Genomic DNA, 17687 nt, shown 5'->3' with positions numbered 1-17687 from the left:
CGCGCCGGATGATCCGGCAGCGGTCGTGCTCATGGCGGCTATTTGTCGTCGGCTGGCTGCGGGCTACCCCCGCTTCACAGCTTCACTCCGGAGCGCGCAGCAGCCGCATGCCGTTGGCGATAACGATGAGCGAGCTGCCGGTGTCGGCCAGCACGGCCAGCCATAGCGAGGAATGGCCGAGGGCGATCAGGATGAGGAAGACGGCTTTGACGAGCAGCGAGAAGGCGATGTTCTGCTTGATGACGCGGAGCGCCTTTCGGCTAAGACGGATCGCGGTCGGCAGCTTGCCGAGGTCGTCTCCCATCAGCGCGACGTCGGCCGTCTCCAGCGCGGTATCGGCGCCGGCCGCTCCCATGGCGATACCGACCGTGGCGGAGGCGAGCGCCGGCGTATCGTTCACGCCGTCTCCGACCATCGCCACCCCGCCGTGACGTTCCAGCAACTCGCGGATGGCGGTCACCTTATCCTGCGGCAGCAGCTCGGCGCGATAATCGATGCCTCCGAGCCGCTCGGCTACGCTGCGCGCCGTGCCGGCGTTGTCGCCGGTCAGCATAACCATCGTGCCGATCCCGCTCTCGCGCAGCTTGCGCAGCGTATCGGCGCTGTCCGTCCGCACCGTGTCCGCTACCGTCAGCAAGCCTTCGATCCGTCCCTCCGAGGCGAGCAGCATTACGGTCTGGCCGGCTTCCTGCTGCGGGACGATCCGGTCGTCGGCGTAGTCGGCCGGAAGTCCGAGCTCCTGGCGAACCCAGCGCGGACTGCCGATGCGGAACGCCGCTCCGTCGACCATGGCGATGGCTCCGCCCCCGGGCACGGATTGAAATTCGCCGCTTGCCGGCACTACCAATCCGTCCTCCTCGGCCTTCTGCACGATGGCCTTCGCCAGAGGATGCTCGGAATACCGCTCTACCGCTGCGGCCAGCGCCAGCAGCTCATCCGGCGAACGATCGCCGTGAAGCGGGACGACGCCGGTAACCCGGGGCTTGCCTTCGGTGAGCGTACCGGTCTTGTCGAAGGCGACCGCGGTAATCGCCCCGAGCCGCTCCAGATGAGCCCCGCCTTTGATCAGGATGCCGGTGCGGGCCGCTCGGCCGATCGCGGAGACGATCGTAACCGGCGTGGAGATGACCAGCGCGCACGGACAGGAGACGACGAGCATCATCAGCGCTTTGTAAAACCATTCGGAGAACGCTCCGTCGAACAGCAGCGGAGGGATGACCGCGATACCGGCGGCGATAACGATCACGGCAGGCGTGTACACCGCTGCGAACCGGTCGACAAACCGCTGGGACGGCGCCTTCTGCGCCTGCGCCTCCTCGACCATATGCACGATGCGGGCCAGCGTATTGTCGCTGGCGAGCTTCGTCACGCGCACGTCTAGCGCGCCGTATTCGTTGATCGTGCCTGCGAAGACGTCGTCTCCGGCGTTTTTCTCCACGGGAAGAGATTCTCCGGTAATCGGCGCTTCGTTGACCGCCGATCGTCCGGCGACGATCGTGCCGTCCATGGCCAGCTTTTCCCCTGGCCGCACGAGCATTATATCGCCAACCCGGATGTCGTCCACCGGCACCGTCACCTCCGTGCCGTCCCGGCGCAGGCGTGCTTCGCGAGGGGCCAGCTCCATCAGGCCGCGAATCGAGCGCCGCGTCCGGTCCATCGTGAGCGCCTCCAGCGTCTCCCCGAGCGAGAACAGCGTGACGACCGCGGCCCCTTCGGCCCACTCCCCGATCGCCGCCGCGCCGACCGCTGCGATCGTCATCAGCAGATCCATGCCGATCGTGCCGGATTTCAGGCCGTACAGGCCGCTTTTCGCGATCCGATAGCCGCCAGCCGCGATGGCTGCCCCGTACAGAACGGTGGGCAGCAGCTCCGGCCCTGCGCCAAGGAGCGACAGCAGCCAGCCAGCGGCGAACAGCAGACCGGAAGCGGCCGTGCCGGCCGCTTTGCGGTTGCGGCGCCAGAACGAGACTTCCGGCGGCGCGGCGGAGTCCGTTCGGCCGGTTTGCGCATAAGCTGAATAGCCGGCCTGTTCCACCGTTTTGACGATCGAATCGATCGTGCCGGCAGCGCTGTGCTCGACCGTCATTTTGGCCGCGCCGAAATTGACGTTGACCCGAGCGACGTCGCGGATCGCGCCGACGCGCTTCTCCAGCCCGCGGGCGCAGTCCGCGCAATCCATCCCGCCGATGCGGAAGACGCTGATCGTGCCGGCGGCTCCGGCGAAGCCGATCGATCCCGCCGCCGCTCCGAACAGTCCGCCGGCAGCAGCCGTCTCTGATTCGGAGGAGGAGCGGTCGTCGCTTCCGTGAGAACAGCAGCTGCACGAAGGGGGGCTGAGAACCGGCTGATCGTCGGGCTCGGGCCCGCTTGGACCGCCGCAGCAAGCGTCTCCGTGTGAGTGCGAATGATCGTGACCGTGCTTGTGATCATGGTTGTGGTCATGCTCATGTGAATGATTATGGTCGTGTTTGTGATTGTGGTTGTGAGAATGATCATGTCCGTGCGAATGATCATGGCTGTGAGAATGATCATGATGGTGCGAGTCGCTATGCGGACCGGTTTGTTTTATTTTTTTGCCCGGGTTGTGAGTCATGAAGATGTCCTCCAATACATGATTACATATTCATATGTCTTCTTCATCATATTCCCAGGATGTCGTTTTTGTCAATAAATATATGAGCAGTTATTCATATTTGAATCGCCCTTTTTTGCATGCCAAACAAAACCTCCGCAGCCGCTTTTTGGAACGGCATTGGAGGTTTTTACGTTTCCCCGAGAGGGGCTATTCTATTCATGCTTCAAGTGCTGCAGCGTCTGCACGAAAATTTGTTCGATATGGCTGTCGTCCAGCGAATAGTAGACCGTCTTGCCGGCTTTGCGGCGCTTGACGATCCGCAGGTTGCGCAAATATCGCAGCTGGTGGGACACGGCCGACTGACCCATATCGAGCGCGGCGGACAAATCGTGAACGCACAGCTCCTGCTGCTGGAGCAGCGCATGGATGAGCCGAACCCGCGTCGGGTCGCCCAACGCTTTGAACAGCTCGGCCAGCTCGCTCGCCGTCTGCTCGGGGATCATGGCCGTTTTGACGGCGACCGCGTCCGTAGTGCCCGCGCACGTTTCGTCGCATTGCTCTTGTACCGTTTTGTCCATGCCGACACCGCCTCTGCTCCCGTGTTGCCCCTATTATATAGGAACCTCCGGCCTGCGTCCACCTGATGCAATCAACGTACCATAACCGGCAGGCTTGGCCAATCGACGGCTGGTTGAGCGCAGGACTGCCCGGCACGGACTGGGCGATTCAACCGGCGGTTGAGCGGACAATGCTCGTTGCCCGGACTGTTTCGTTCGCGCCGTTTTCGGTCAAGACGAGGGGACGAAGCGGATCTCTCAGGTGCGGGCATCGGCGGCGGCAAATTGCAGCAGCCGGCTCCCTTCGTCGCGCAGCTCTGCGGCGTCAACCACGGTGAGCGGCCCGAACGGCTCGACGATCAGCGTCGCATGGCCGCGCTGCCGCTCGATTCTCCACAGCCCGGCTACGAATCCGTCGACGAGAATAACGGAACGGATGATGCCGTTCTCGGTAAACACTTGCCGTTTATGCTCCTCCGTCATGATCCGGGTCCGGTCGGCGTAGGACAGCAGCATGTTGTCGAATTCGCCCAAGAAGCGCGCGGACACGGGCGTATCGGCGCCGGGCCGCGGCGCGTCCGGCAAGTCGAACAGTTCGGTACCGCTTTCGTCGCGAAAGGCAAGGAGGCGAGGGCGAAGCCGCTCCATCGTATCGCCGAGCCGGGTAAGGCCGGACCATACTTGCGCATCCTTGACGGAGGCGGGACCGAAGGCGCCCAAATAACGCAGGACCAGCTCGTCCAGCGCGTCCTGCGAGGGAGGAGCTGGATCGGCCCCCAGCCACGCTTCGGCCGACGTATGGGCCGCTTGTCCGCTCGCTCCCCATATGCCGCGCGGCGGCACTTGAACGAGCGGAACGAGACAACGGACGGCGATAGCCAGAGCGGCCGGGTCGCGTTCCGGCCACTCCGCTGCCAGCCTCTTGCCGAGCTCGCTGAAGGTAAGCGGCTGCTCCTCCAAGAGGGCGCGTCCCGCCGCCGCAACGGCGTCCAGATCCAGCCCGGCCAGCCGTTTGCCGTAGTTGCTCTGCAAGCCGCGAAGCTGCACGGGCGCCAACGTCGAGCGCAGCTTCAGGCAATCGTCCGCCGTAACCAGATGGATCGTCGAACGCATCAGCGCGATGCGCACCGCCTGGCGTTCCAGGATCAGACGGGATAATTGCTCGTGGCGAAAATCGTGCAGACGGGCCCATAAAGCGATATAAGGCGGATTGGGCGCTTGGGCCTGCAGGCCGGCCAAATGCTCCAACGCTTCGGCGGCCGTTTTATCGGAGCGCTCCAGCAGCAGCTGCCGGACGAGCAGGGCGCGATTGAGCGCACGTCGATCGAGCATGAGTCAAGTCCTCCGGATTGCGGTCGTATTTGGCAATAGGTGCGGCGTACGTCTTAGACGGTCATGGTATTAAAAAAGGAAAGGGTCGCCGGTTCGATCCCAGGGACAGTCAGCCTGCTCCGCTGCGTTTCTTTGCCGCCAAGCGGCTCCGCAAGGCGAAAGGCGCATACAGCAGTGAGAACATCGCCAGGGCGACGGCCTCCATGGACAGCAAATACCACGGATACGGTCCGAGGAAGTCAAGGAGCGACGCGGTTTCGGGCTTGCGGGAGACGAACATATAGTTGCCGCCGGTTGCGCCATTGATCAGGAATATAAGCACGAGCGCCGAGTTCAGCAGGCCGAACGTAATCCATACGTTTCGCCAGGCCGGCTGCAGCCGTTCTACCCACACCATGTACAGAATGGACAAAATGATTGCGGCATGGGCGGCAAAAAATTCGATAAACCGGAAATGAGGGAAGTCGTAGCCGAGCACCGGCGTCAGCAGCGCTTGAGCAGCGCCTCCGATGCCGATGAAGTACACGATGCGGAACAGCCGGGCGCTCCGGAATAGCAGCATGAAGACGCATAAGTAGAGGGAGATGCTGCACAGCTCGAACGGCAGCGTGTCTTTAGGATCGTACACGCCCTCCGCGACGTACCAGACATTTAGCGTTAGCTCGCATATCGTCAATACGGCAGCCAGCGTATACCGGACGATCCGGCTTCTTCGTTCCGTCCGCATCCAGCGGCGTCCTGCAAACAAGAGGGCGACAAGAAGGGCGAATGCCGCCAGGGCGCCGAGATGCGACGGGGAGAAAGCGGCAAAACGTTCCGGAGCGTCCGCATCCAGCCATGAACTCATCGGGCAACCTCCTTGGGCGAACCCGTCCCGGTCGGCTTGGCCGCGCTCCCGGGCTGCGACGGACAGGTTTGGGGTCACTGGAATCTAAATATCTTGATCATAAGTGCCTCCGGGCGCAAGGTCAAGACAGCTCGCGCTTCCGGAGCGGGTGGAGCCCGAATTCAAGCGTCAGCAAACAAGCAACAGCAAGCAAGCAACCCCAAACAAGCAACCCCAAAACAAGCAACCGCAGGCAAGCAACCGCAGGCAAGCAACCGCAAGCAAGCATCCGCAAAAAAACGTCCGCAAACAAACCAAGCGCTCCCTTCTGGCCGTCCGGAAAACGGCAGGGAGCGCTTGCGGTTGCTTGCACGTGCGATTAACGTTTGTTGTACAGCGGATAATCGACTGCGGTGGGCACCTCGATCGCGATCAGCCGCAGTTCTTCTCCGGCGTTGTCGGCCGAGAGCTCTACGGTACGGTCGGCCTCGGCCGCTATGACCGCGAAGTCGGTGTGCGCCAAACGTACGGAGGAAGCGGCACCTTCCTCCGCGTACGCCGCCGTGCCGTTTCCGCGGATCGCCAGCACCGACAGGGAGCGGCCTGCGGCAAGTTCATATCGATATACGCTGCCGGGCGAGAGCGTCACATCCCACATCGCGGCGTCGGTCACGAGCTCGACCGGAGCGCTTCCGCCGATCACTTGCTTGACGACGACTCCGCGGCTCCGCTCGATTGGAAACTGTTCGTGCTCGAACTGCCGGTACGTCGGCGGCTGCAATCTGGACCGGCGAAGATCCGGCTCGAACCAAATTTGGAACCCTTCCATATCCGGTCCGACAAACCGCTCCTCATGGGATACTCCCGAGCCAGTCTGCATCACCTGAACGCCTCCCGGACCGATCCGGCTGTCGGTGCCGAGCGAATCGCCGTGCACGCCCGTTCCCTGGACGACGTAGGTCAAAATTTCGAACGCCTGATGCGGGTGGCGGGGGATATAGCCTTCTACCGGGGCGAACGCCCAGGCCCAATAAAACAGCGGCCCGACGCGTTTTACCGCTCCGCCTTCTCCGGGAAAGCCGATCGGCTTCTGCTCGGTAATGTTTCCTCCGTCAAATGCGCCTTTTCCTTGCTGGTCTGGGGAATAACGTACAATCGTCATGGCTTGCGCCTCCTTCGAAATGTGTATGGGAGCGTCCGGCATGTCTGTGCGGCCGCTACTTCGCTTTGAAGCTTTCCTGGGCGCTTCGGCCCAGCTTTTTGAGCAATCCGGCAGCGATCTCCTGCTCTTCCGGCGTCAGGCCGCTGACCGCGGCTTCGATTACCTCGGTATGCTCCGGGAATACCGCTTCGATAAAGTCGGTTCCCTTCTGCGTGATTTCCGCGTACCATACACGCCGGTCGCTCGGATCGCCGACGCGAACGACGAATTCCTTCTGTACCAGCTTGTCGACGACGTACGTAATATTGCCGCTGGTCATCAATATTTTATCGCCGATTTGCTGCAAGGGCTGTCTACCTCTATGGTACAATAGCTCAAGTACGCCAAATTCCGTACGGTTGAGGTTTTGCTTGCGAATGTGCCGGTCAGCATGGGCGTTTACCCATTGGCTCGCCCGCGACAGGACGATGAATAATTGCAGCGACAGGTTGCGGTCCTGGCTCATGGCGTTTGCTCCTTTCGAATGTATATAGGGATACGTGGGGCTGCAGCCCCTCGTTTTATGCGTTTTGCCGGTTAAAGGACGTGCGCTGCGGCGGAAACGGCTTCGTAATCGAGGAATTCGCCGGTCGGCTTCCGGTAACCGCGCGGACGCTGCGACGACGTATCCTCCTTGCCGAGCGTGACGAGCATAACCGGCACCAGCGACGCCGGAATGGCCAGCGTCTCCTTCAGCGCCTCCGGATCGAAGCCGATCATCGGGCAGCTGTCCCAGCCCTGATCCTTGGCGGACAGCATGAACAGCATGGCCGACAGGCTTGCGTTGCGGATCGCTTCCTCGCGCATGAACGTTTCTCCCCGCTGCTCGTAGAAATCGGTAACCGACTGCACCGTTTCGTCATATTCCCGCTGATCGATGACCCCCAAGTGGAGAAAGCCTTCATTCAATCGGCCGACCTGGCGGTAAGCTTGCGTATCGCCCAATACGACGACGACGGCCGAAGCGGTCAACACTTTATATTGCTTATTGGCAGCCTCGTAAATGCGCTGCTTGGCGGCAGGCTCGCGCACGACGAGGTAGCGGGCATGCTGCAGATTGAAGGCGGAAGGGGCGAACTTGAGCGGCGCGAAGATGTCCTCCAGCTGTTTGTCGGTCAAAGAAACGCCTTGTATGAATTTGGTGGCTGAGCGCCGGGATTTGACCAGTGTAGTAAAATCTTCCATAGCAACCGCTCCTTGATGTACGATTTATCTTTGTTTTATTTATCTTAATTTAAAGATAATACGCATCGGGAGCTTTGTCAACACTTTGGTGCGAAAAAACCAGGGAGAAATCTCGCAAGACGCAGCGAGAGCGATTGCTCTTGTCCCGACGATTGGACGGAAGTTGTCCTTTCCCCTATACTATTACCATCCTATTGAAAACGATGCGGCCGACACCGGCCGCCAGGAAAAGAGGAAACACGTTGACTACCACCTTTACCTCGCTCGGCGTCCGCCCCGAGCTTTGCGATGCGCTGCAACAAACCGGACTCGTCTCGCCGACACCGGTTCAGGCCGAAGCGATACCGTTCGCCATGAACGGCCGCGATGTGATCGTGCAGGCCCAGACGGGAACCGGCAAGACGCTCGCCTTTTTGCTGCCCCTGCTGCAGGACGCCTCACCCCGCAGCGACCGCATCCGCTCGCTCGTGCTGACACCCACTCGCGAGCTGGCCATCCAGATCGCCGGGGAAGCGTCCAGGCTGGCCGAAGCGACCGGCTCGTCCGTCATGTCGGTATATGGCGGTCAGGACGTCATTGCCCAGATTCATAAGCTTGGGGCGACGCCGGATCTGATCATCGCCACGCCGGGGCGGCTGCTGGATCATGTGAGACGGGGCACGATCGACTTGTCCCGGCTGTCCGCGCTCGTGCTGGACGAAGCCGACCAGATGCTGCATATGGGCTTCCTGCCCGAGGTCGAGGAAGTGATTCGGCAGGTGCCCGAAGACCGGCAGACGATGCTGTTCTCGGCCACGTTCCCGGAATCCGTCCGGGTGCTGTCCGAACGTTATATGAAGCGACCGCAGGACATCCGGATACAGGGCAGGCGCATTACGCTCGACGAAATCCGGCAGTACGTCGTGTATACGACCGATCGGGCGAAACGGGATACGCTGCTGAAGCTGATGCTGGAAAACCCGCCGTTCCTGGCCGTTATTTTTTGCCGCACGAAGATTCGGGCCAAAAAGCTGACGGAGTATCTTGCCGCCGAAGGGCTGATCGTCGACGAGCTGCACGGGGATTTGACCCAGGCGAAGCGGGAGCAGGTCATGAAGCGTTTCCGGGAGGCGAAGCTGCAATTTCTTGTAGCGACCGACGTTGCGGCCCGCGGGCTCGATGTCGAGGGAGTGACGCACGTATACAATTACGACGTCCCGCAAGATCCGGAGAGCTACATTCACCGGATCGGCCGTACCGGCAGGGCGGGGCAGCAGGGAACGGCCGTGACGCTGATCGCGCCGAAGGACGAAGGCGAGCTGCGGGAAATCGAGCGGGCGATCGGCAGCGTGCTGGAGCGGATTCCGCTCCATGGCTCGCGACCGCAGTCGGCCTCCGCGCCGTCCGCAGTGAAGCCAAGAGGCGGGTCGGGCGGGCGTTCCGGCCCGGAAAGGAAAAGCGGCCGCGCGCCGGCTGGCGCCGAACGGGCAGACTTGTCGGGGGGCGGAAACCGTCGAAGCTCGGGCAAGGCGGATGCGGGCAGGCAGATGTCCACTTCCGCGGCAGGAAAGCCGAAACGGACGGAGGCTGCCTCGACGGCGAAAACAAACTTCCGTTCGAAGCCTGCCGGCCGACCGGCTGCCGACCTATCAGCCGAGCCGGAAACGGGAGGATGGAGCCGTCCGGCCGTTAAGGCGCACGCGTCCGGAGGAGCCGGGCGACAGCGCGGACAGCAGCCGGACAAGCCGGGGCGGCGTTCGGAGGCTGCCGTCCCCGCTGCAAGCGCAGGCGGCAAGCCGTCCGGCCGCTTCAGCCGGGATAACCGGCCGGAGCGTGCGGAAGCGCCAAGAGTGGAAGGACGGCTGTCCGCCGGACGCGGCGGCAAAAGCCCCGAAGCGCAGACGCCGGGCAATTGGGAGACGAGAAAACGGGGTACCCGTTCGGGAGACGCCAAGCCGGAAGGCCGCTGGGCAAACGGGAAACGCGGAGCACGCTCCGGCTCGACCGGAAAGGGCGACAGCCACGGTGCCTGGGAGAGTTCCCCGCCTCGCAAGGGCGGCTCCTCGCGCAGCGCGGGCAAACGCGGCCCCGGCACCGGCCGCCGCCGCTAAAGGCAGCCGGTTGCGGGCCAACCTCCATAGATCGAACCGAACGGCCGCAGGGGCGCCATCGATGCGCCGCCTGCGGCCGTTCGCATTCCCTGCACGGAAGGGCGCACCGAAGCGAATAGGCAGGTCCGCCGACCCATTTCCGCTAAAAAAGAAGTTGAACGGAATGCTTGCAGAAAATTCTGTTATAATAGGTTCATAGAAAAGTGGCAAAGGAGACCAAATGGAGCAAACTTCGCGGAAGGAAGCCTATCGGCGCAAGCGCAGCCATTCGGCGCGCAGAACGAAGCGGCGGCTCGTGACGTCGGCGTTCGTCGTCGCGTTTTTCGCGCTGGCGGTCATACTGTGGCTCTCATACAACGGCTCCGGGGACAAGGCGGCGAAGCCTGCGGCCCCGGACGCGAAGCAGGGGACCGGACAGACTGCCGATCCTCCTGCGGGGAAAAACGGAGAAGACGGCAAGAACGGAGCCAAAGGCACCGCGGGAAACGCCACGCCGCCTGCCGACCCGCCGAAGACGCAGCCCGGGAAGCCGGACGACCGCAACGACGCGGACAACAACGGCTCCGGCAATCCGCCGGGGACGGCCAACGGTCAGCCTGATGCTTCCGGCGGCGGCAAAGCCCCGTCCGGCACAGCGGGCGGAAGCCCTGGCGGGAGCGCCCCCGTCGGCGGTCAGCCGGGAAGCTCCGGCGGCGGTTCGGCTCCGGCCGCGTCGTGGTTGGGGTCTGCCGAATGGAGCAAGGAGGCGGACGACCCGAGCAAAGTGCTGTTGACGTTTGTCGGGGACGTTATTTTTGCAGACAATGTGGCGGCCGCCCTGAACGCGAACGGCTTCGATTATCCGTACCGCCAAGTGAGCTCCTACTTGGAAAAGGCCGATTTGACGATCGCCAACCTGGAGACGCCGATTACGGAAAGAGGCACGAAGCAGATCAAGGAATACGCCTACCGGTCCTCCCCGAAGGCGCTGCCCGCCTTCAAGGAAGCGGGCTTCGATCTGGTCAACCTGGCGAATAACCATATTCTCGATTACGGCACCGTCGGGCTGCTCGATACGTTCGACCACCTCGACAAGCAAGGCATCGGCTGGTTCGGCGCCGGCCGCAACACTTCCCAGGCGTTCAAGCCGCTTGTCGTCGAGAAGAAGGGGATCAAGATCGCCTTCCTCGGTCTGAGCAAGGTTGTGCCGCTGCCGGAATGGAAGGCCGGCAATAACCGGCCCGGCGTAGCCGATACGTATGCTCTGAAGGTGCCGCTGGAAGCGATCGCAGAGGCCAAGAAGCAAGCCGATCTCGTCGTCGTGGTCGCCCATTGGGGCGTCGAGCAGCAGGACCAGCCGGAGAAATACCAGAAGGAATTTGCCCGGGAATATATCGATGCAGGCGCCGATCTTGTGGTAGGCGGACACCCGCATGTGCTGCAAGGATTCGAGAAGTACAAGGACAAATGGATCGCCTACAGCCTCGGCAACTTTATTTTTACGATGAATTCGAATCCGGTTACGTGGGAAACGATCATCCTGCAAGCATCCTGCTCTAAGGAAGGCGGCTGCCTGCTCAAGGCGGTTCCGGTGCTGAGCAAGCTGGCTAATCCGGAGCCGATGGACGAGGAAGCCGGAGCCCGGCTGTTCAGGCGGCTGAACGGCATTTCGTTCGATACGGAGCTGGACCGCGACGGCATTTTGCGCGCGAAGTAGCATCACATTACAGGGTTCAACGGACACCAATACACGTGGACAGGGGATAGCGGCATGAGCAGAAGCTTTAGCGAAATACGCAACGTTTATTGCGTTGGAAGAAATTACGGGTTGCACGCCGCAGAGCTTGGCAATGCGATTCCCGAACAGCCGATGCTGTTCTCCAAGCCCACCCATGCGCTCGTTCCGTTCGACGGACGCGAGATCGAGCTGCCGGGAAGCAGGGGCGAGGTGCATTACGAGGCGGAGATCGTGATCCGCATCGGCCGCCCGTACGAGAAGGGCATCCGGGTCGACGAGGTGGTGGACGGTATGGCGCTGGGCATCGATTTTACGCTGCGCGACGTGCAGAGCGAGCTGAAGAAGAAGGGCTATCCGTGGCTGGCCGCCAAAGGCTTCCTGCGGTCCGCTCCGGTCACCGGATTCCGTCCGTTTCCCGGGGTCGGGGAGCTGGTCTCGACGGAATTCCGGCTGCTCAAGAACGGCGCGGTCGCCCAGCAGGGCAAGGCAAGCGAGATGATCTTCGATCTGCAGACGCTGGTCGACTTTTCCGCCGAGCATTTCGGCATCGGACCAGGGGACGTATTGTTTACCGGGACCCCAGCGGGGGTAGGAGCGGTTGCCGACGGGGATGCATTTCAGCTGCAGTACGGCGGCGACGTATGGGGCGAAGGGATTATTCGTCTCGTTTGATGGCGCAGCTGTGAAGGAGTGTTCAAGAAAACGGTGGGGTCGGCAGTCGACCCACCGTTTTTTTGAACTTTTTGTAACAAGACAAGCAACCTCGTAAGCTCGGATATCCTTCATCGAAAAGGCTTCGACCCGAAGCTTTTGTCATCATCAAAAAAAGTTTCGCCCGGGCGCTTTTCTTCTCCCTGTCCCGGAAGGTATAATACAAGTTAAGTACAAGTCGAATAAATATTCTTATTTGTGAAAACGCTTTAATGAATGACAAGCAAACGTGGCGAGGAAGAGGTGGGGGCATGAGGAACGGATGGGCGTCGAGAATGTTCAAGAGCTGGTCTTTTCAACGCAAGCTGCTGGTCTATTCGCTGCTGCTCAGCATTATGCCCGTGCTGACGGTCGGGCTGATCGCCTCGTATATCGCCTCGACCAGCATCCAGAGCGAGGTCGATCAAAATCACCGCTATATGCTGAACCGGATGCAGGTGCAGTTGAACCAATTTATGAACAGCATTCATACGAACAGCATCTACATCGCCACCAACCTGGCCGTGGAAAAGTCGGTCCGGGAAGGGCCGGGCATCGACAATTTGACCGCTTCCCTGGAGATGAACGAGACGATCCGGCGCATACGCAGCACCTCTCCGGTGCGCTTCGACGTGACGATCATGTATAAACGGTTCAACAACTTCGCCTATTCCAACAAATTTACGGCCCAGCAGCTTGACCAGCTGCGCGCTTTGACGATATTGGACAAGATGAACCCGAAGGAGAACGAGCCGGTCGTCGTGCCGGCGGGCACATTCGACGACCAGGAGGATATGCTGCTGTTCCGGCCGGTTCCGATCCAGTCGTCTTATACGGACGGCGTGCTGATCCTGCACGTCAATCCCGAGGACATCCTGCAGTTCGTCGGCTCGATGGAGCACGGCTACGGCACGCGGGTCGTCGTGGCGGACGAGAACGGACGCATCGTCATCAGCTCGAAACGCGGCGAGATGGGCAGGATGCTGAACGACGTCATTCTTCCGGCTGATAAGGGAAAAGCGGGAGCATCGGCTGCGGTAGGGCTGTCCGGACTATCCGGGCTGGTAAAGATCGGAGCTGAAGGCTACAAAGTACAGACGGAGGAGTCGGATACGAACGGCTGGACGTATATCGCGATTACGCCGATGAAGGAGCTGACCGCGCAGTCGAACCGGATTCAGCTGACCACCTGGATCGTCGTCGGCCTGCTCGTGCTGTTCTGGGCCGCGCTGGCGGCTGTCGGTACCCGCCGCATGTACGTGCCGATCAAACGGCTGACCGACCGGCTACTGCCGAGACAACGGCCGGAACGCCCAAGCCGGCGTGACGGGCTAGCCGATCTGGGCGATTATGTGGAGCAGCTTGCCGATGCGAACCGACAGCTGCATCACCGATTGAGCGAGCAGTTCCCGTACTTGCGGCAGGGCATTTTCCATCAGCTGCTGCGCGGCGAGATGTCCGAACGGGAGCTGTCCGTCGCGGCCGAGCATGCCAATATGACGCTGGATGGCGAATTCGTCTTCGTTTGCGTCGCCGAGGCGGACGATATTCCGACGTTCGACAGCACATACCGCGAGAAGGACCGTGCCCTGATTCACTATGCGCTGCTCAAAATGCTGGAAGAGACGTTCCACGGAGTGCCGTTCTGCGCCGGCTTTACGCCGAAGACGGGGCAGGTCGTCCTGCTCGTCGGCATGGATGCCGACAGCGCGGAGGCGAAGGAGTCGTTGAGAAAGCGCGCCGACGAGGCGAGGCGGCATGTGCGCGACTATTTCAACTTTGCGATCAGCATCGCGATCGGCAGCCCGCTTCAGGCGTTTACCGCGATTGGCAAAGGCTACGAGGAAGCGATCGCGCTGCTCGGACATCGATTCATCGTCGGAGAGGACCGGACGATCACCGCCGATCAGGCCGACGAAGGGCTGATGCGTCTGAGCCGGGAAACCGGGGAGACGCAGAAGCGCATCGTGCATTACGTGCTCCATGGCAATATGGACGATTCGCGCAAACTGCTCGCCGGGCTCGTGGTGGAGCTGCGTCAGGCGCAAATCCAGCCGGAGACGGCGATGGGGCTGTTCTCCTACATGCTGGGCGAGCTGGACTACATGCTGCAGCAATCCGGCTGCGATATTCGCCAGGCCGCGGGAATCGATATGTACCGCAAGCTGCACGGCCTGCGGTCGCTGCCGGAGCTGGAACGCTGGCTGGCCGACGAGCTGTTCCCGGCGGTCAAAGCGCATCTGGCGGCGGAATCGGTGTCCAGGCAGACGAAGACGATCCGCGAAGTGATGAACTACGTGCAGCAGCATGTGGACGAGGAGTTGTCGCTGCAAAAGGTGGCCGACCGGTTCGCTTTGTCCGTGTCGTATTTAAGCAAGCTGTTCAAAGACGAATCGGGCGTCAACTTCAGCGATTTCGTGATGGAGTTGCGTATGGGCAAAGCGCGGGAATGGCTCGTGCATACCGATATGCCGATCAAAGACATCGCGGACAAGATCGGCTACGCCAGCGTGCAAAACTTTAATCGCGTATTCAAGCAATGGAGCGGCTTGCCTCCCGGAGAATTCCGCAAAGGGCAGCGCCATGCCCCGGGATAAGCCTCGCTTCCGGGGGCTTTTCCTTTTATCGGCCATGCGGATGGAAACGATCGTTCCGAAGATAGACTCGGTCGGAATCGCAAGGTCCCTGAAACCAAGATGGACATGCACCATGGGCTTTGCCGGGGGCAATGGTCAAGCGCCGCGGACTGCTGAGGCATTATCTTTTTTTTGGCTAACCTTTATCATTATTTGTGGCGATCGATCCAAACAAAGGAGCATTGCACGATCATGCAAGCGGTTACATGATAGAACTTGCAGGGGGCTTACCTCCGAGGGCGGACAGCTGCGGCAAGCAAGCGGCTGAAAACCCGCACATATATAAAAGGAGCGTGTTCCATGAACAAAGCCAAAAAGACCGTCGCATCTGTATTCGCGCTTTCGCTCGTATCGGCCGCCGTGCTGTCCGGCTGCGGCAGCAAGGAAGAACCGCCGGCACCCGCAGGAAGCGGCGCGGCGTCGGCGCCGCCGAGTTTGAGCATTCTCCTCTCCCACGCGAACGCCAAGTACGCGATGCAGGCAAAGGATGACGACCGTTACGTGAAAGAGCTGTCCAAGCTGTCCAACTTTAATCTGAAGTTCGAGTTTCTGGGTCACGGCGACGATTTCACCCAGCAGATGACCGTACGGTTCGCTTCGGGCAGTTTGCCGGACATGATTCGGACGGACAGCATCAACTCGACGATGCATCCGGGGGCGCTCGACAAAGGCGTGTTCCAGGATCTGACCGAGCTGATCGATAAATACGGGCCCAACCTGAAGAAAAAAATTCCCGCAGATGCCTGGAACAGCCCGAAAGTAAGCAAGGACGGCAAAATCTACGGCATCCCGGCTCTGGCCGCCTTGCCGGCGACGCGGGTCGTCTACATTCGCCAGGACTGGCTCGATAAGCTGGGCATGCAGCAGCCGAAAACGCCGGACGATTATTTGAAATTTTTCGAGGCAGTCAAAAAACAGGATATGAACGGCAACGGCGACGCCAACGACGAATACGGCATGTACGTGCGCGAAAACTTGATCTATTCGAACCTGTTCTTCTCCAACTTCGGCTACGATCCGAACATGTGGTATATGAAAAACGGCCAATTGCAGCCGGGCATGATTCAGCCGGAGACGAAGGACGCGATCAAATTCTGGAAGTCGCTGTACGATAACGGCTATATCAATCCGAACCTGTTCACCAATAAAGGGGTCGACTGGGTGGCCGGCATCAAGCAGGGCAAGGGCGGCGTCTGGATACACGACGTGACCAACTACAACACGGACTGGAACACGGCCAATTTCGTGGAAAAGAACGTCAAGCTGTCGCTGCTCGAAGGGCCGGAGACGGCCAAAGGCAAAGGCATCGCGGCGCAAGGCGACCAGATTTATTATGTATGGACGGTGCCGAGCAAGAACAAAAAAGCCGAGGATGCCATCAAATTCCTCAACTGGGCCTGGTCGGACGAAGCCGACGATTTTTTCGCAATGGGCATCAAGGATTACAACTACAAGATCGAGAACGGCAAGCCGAAGTGGGATATGAACGAAGCGGTTAACAAGGATAACGACGCTTCGGTCTTTTACCAGCTGTCGATCAACCCGCGCGGCGACGGACGGATGCTCGACAAGGTGCTTGACGTGTCGCCGAATACGGACGCGATCAAGGCGGGCATTCAAACCGCCAAGAAAAACGTAATCAAGAACGACGCTCTGCATTTGCCGACGCTGGAAAGCCTCAAGACGCATCCGGAGCTGGCGATTGGCACCGGAGCCGGCACGCTGTTCCTCGATATGTTCGCCAAGGTCGTTACCGGCAAGGAAGACGCCGACAGTGCCTTCGACAAATTCGTAGCCGAATGGAAACGCCGCGGCGGCGATGCGGCCATCAAGGAAGCGACCGACTGGTACAACAAGTTTTATAAAAAATAACGGCGGCGCCGGTCGCCGGCGGGACTCGTACCCGTCGGCCCGGCCGGCTTCTGCCGATAAGAAAGGGAAGTTTCTTACGCGCAACGGAAAGGGAGGGTGAGCATGTTACTGAAGAAAATGATGTCCCGCGACTGGCTGCTGCTCTGGCTGCTTGCGCTGCCTGGCATTTTGCATTTCGTCGTATTCCGCTATGTGCCGATGTTCGGCAATGTGATCGCCTTCCAGGATTACAGCATTTTTTCCGGCATTCTGGACAGCCCGTGGGTTGGCTTCAAGCATTTTGCCAATATGTTTACGTATGCCGAATTTTACAACATCCTTCGCAATACGCTGGTGCTCAGTTTGTATTCGATCGTATTCGGGTTTCCGGCGCCGCTCGTGCTGGCGCTGCTGCTTAATGAGATTCGCAAAACATGGTTCAAAAAGCAGGTTCAGACGCTGCTGTATCTTCCGCACTTTTTGTCATGGGTCATCGTCGGCGGCATCTTTATCAATCTGCTGTCGATAGACGGCTTCTTGAATACGATTGTAGGCTGGTTTGGCGTATCGAAAACCGATTTTTTGACTCAGCCCGAATATTTCCGGGGGATTATCGTCTCGGTTGGCATATGGAAGGAAATGGGATGGGGCATGATTATTTATTTGGCCGCCTTGTCCGGAATCAATCCGAGCTTGTACGAAGCGGCGATGGTCGACGGCGCCGGGCGTTTCCGGCAAATGTGGTCGATTACGCTGCCCTCGCTCATGCCGGCGATTATCGTGCTGTTCCTGCTGCGCGTCGGCCATGTGCTCGATTCCAACGTCGAGCAGGTGCTCATTATGCTCAATCCGCTCGTGCGCGACGTCGGGGAAGTGATGGATACGTACGTGTACCGCGTCGGCTTGCTGGGGGCGCAGTTCAGTCTGACGACCGCCATCGGCATTTTCAAATCGCTGGTCGGGCTGCTGCTGGTGGTCGGCCTGAATACGCTGAGCCGCAAGACGACCGGAGAGAGCATCTATTGAG

13 protein-coding genes are annotated in these 17687 nt (G+C 60.3%); 6 read left to right on the top strand and 7 right to left on the bottom strand.

What is annotated here, in order from left to right; translation table 11 throughout:
• Positions 1 to 82: 82 nt before the first annotated feature.
• The 7 genes from ABD796_RS03855 to ABD796_RS03825 form a co-directional block, all read right to left on the bottom strand.
• Positions 83 to 2593, bottom strand: a complete 2511-nt coding sequence (locus ABD796_RS03855; RefSeq protein ID WP_344903095.1) for a heavy metal translocating P-type ATPase — start codon at positions 2591 to 2593, stop codon at positions 83 to 85.
• Between the two features lie 194 nt (positions 2594 to 2787).
• Entirely contained in the window at positions 2788 to 3153 is a 366-nt protein-coding gene (locus ABD796_RS03850; protein WP_344903092.1) for an ArsR/SmtB family transcription factor, read from the bottom strand.
• A gap of 237 nt (positions 3154 to 3390) precedes the next feature.
• Positions 3391 to 4464, bottom strand: a complete 1074-nt coding sequence (locus ABD796_RS03845) for a winged helix DNA-binding domain-containing protein (RefSeq protein WP_344903090.1) — start codon at positions 4462 to 4464, stop codon at positions 3391 to 3393.
• Between the two features lie 109 nt (positions 4465 to 4573).
• Entirely contained in the window at positions 4574 to 5311 is a 738-nt protein-coding gene (locus tag ABD796_RS03840; RefSeq protein ID WP_344903087.1) for a YwaF family protein, read from the bottom strand.
• 358 nt (positions 5312 to 5669) lie between these two features.
• Positions 5670 to 6452, bottom strand: a complete 783-nt coding sequence (locus tag ABD796_RS03835) for a pirin family protein (protein WP_344903085.1) — start codon at positions 6450 to 6452, stop codon at positions 5670 to 5672.
• Between the two features lie 55 nt (positions 6453 to 6507).
• Positions 6508 to 6957 (bottom strand): MarR family winged helix-turn-helix transcriptional regulator, encoded by a 450-nt coding sequence (locus ABD796_RS03830; protein ID WP_344903083.1) that lies wholly within the window; start codon positions 6955 to 6957, stop codon positions 6508 to 6510.
• Between the two features lie 71 nt (positions 6958 to 7028).
• A complete protein-coding gene (locus ABD796_RS03825; protein ID WP_344903080.1) occupies positions 7029 to 7676 on the bottom strand; it encodes a nitroreductase family protein in 648 nt (215 codons plus the stop codon).
• 242 nt (positions 7677 to 7918) lie between these two features.
• On the opposite strand from ABD796_RS03825, the gene ABD796_RS03820 reads away from it, so the two are divergent.
• The 6 genes from ABD796_RS03820 to ABD796_RS03795 all read left to right on the top strand — a co-directional run bounded on the left by ABD796_RS03820 (position 7919) and on the right by ABD796_RS03795 (position 17686).
• Positions 7919 to 9766, top strand: a complete 1848-nt coding sequence (locus tag ABD796_RS03820; RefSeq protein WP_344903077.1) for a DEAD/DEAH box helicase — start codon at positions 7919 to 7921, stop codon at positions 9764 to 9766.
• A gap of 220 nt (positions 9767 to 9986) precedes the next feature.
• Positions 9987 to 11462 carry a CapA family protein gene (locus ABD796_RS03815; protein ID WP_344903074.1) on the top strand — a complete coding sequence of 492 codons (1476 nt, stop codon included), beginning with the start codon at positions 9987 to 9989 and terminating at the stop codon, positions 11460 to 11462.
• A gap of 54 nt (positions 11463 to 11516) precedes the next feature.
• The gene (locus ABD796_RS03810) at positions 11517 to 12155 is read left to right on the top strand and encodes a fumarylacetoacetate hydrolase family protein (protein WP_344903071.1); all 639 of its coding nucleotides are present in this window, start codon (positions 11517 to 11519) and stop codon (positions 12153 to 12155) included.
• Between the two features lie 290 nt (positions 12156 to 12445).
• Positions 12446 to 14770: a helix-turn-helix domain-containing protein gene (locus tag ABD796_RS03805; RefSeq protein ID WP_344903069.1), complete on the top strand. Its 2325-nt coding sequence runs from the start codon at positions 12446 to 12448 to the stop codon at positions 14768 to 14770.
• 339 nt (positions 14771 to 15109) lie between these two features.
• A complete protein-coding gene (locus ABD796_RS03800; RefSeq protein WP_344903067.1) occupies positions 15110 to 16681 on the top strand; it encodes a type 2 periplasmic-binding domain-containing protein in 1572 nt (523 codons plus the stop codon).
• A 102-nt stretch (positions 16682 to 16783) separates the two neighbouring features.
• On the top strand, positions 16784 to 17686 hold the full coding sequence (locus ABD796_RS03795; protein WP_344903064.1) for an ABC transporter permease: 903 nt from the start codon (positions 16784 to 16786) through the stop codon (positions 17684 to 17686).
• Position 17687 lies beyond the last annotated feature (1 nt).

This window comes from Paenibacillus hodogayensis, assembly GCF_039536325.1.
Taxonomy (GTDB): domain Bacteria; phylum Bacillota; class Bacilli; order Paenibacillales; family NBRC-103111; genus Paenibacillus_AB; species Paenibacillus_AB hodogayensis.
This window is presented reverse-complemented; position numbering and strand designations above follow the sequence as displayed.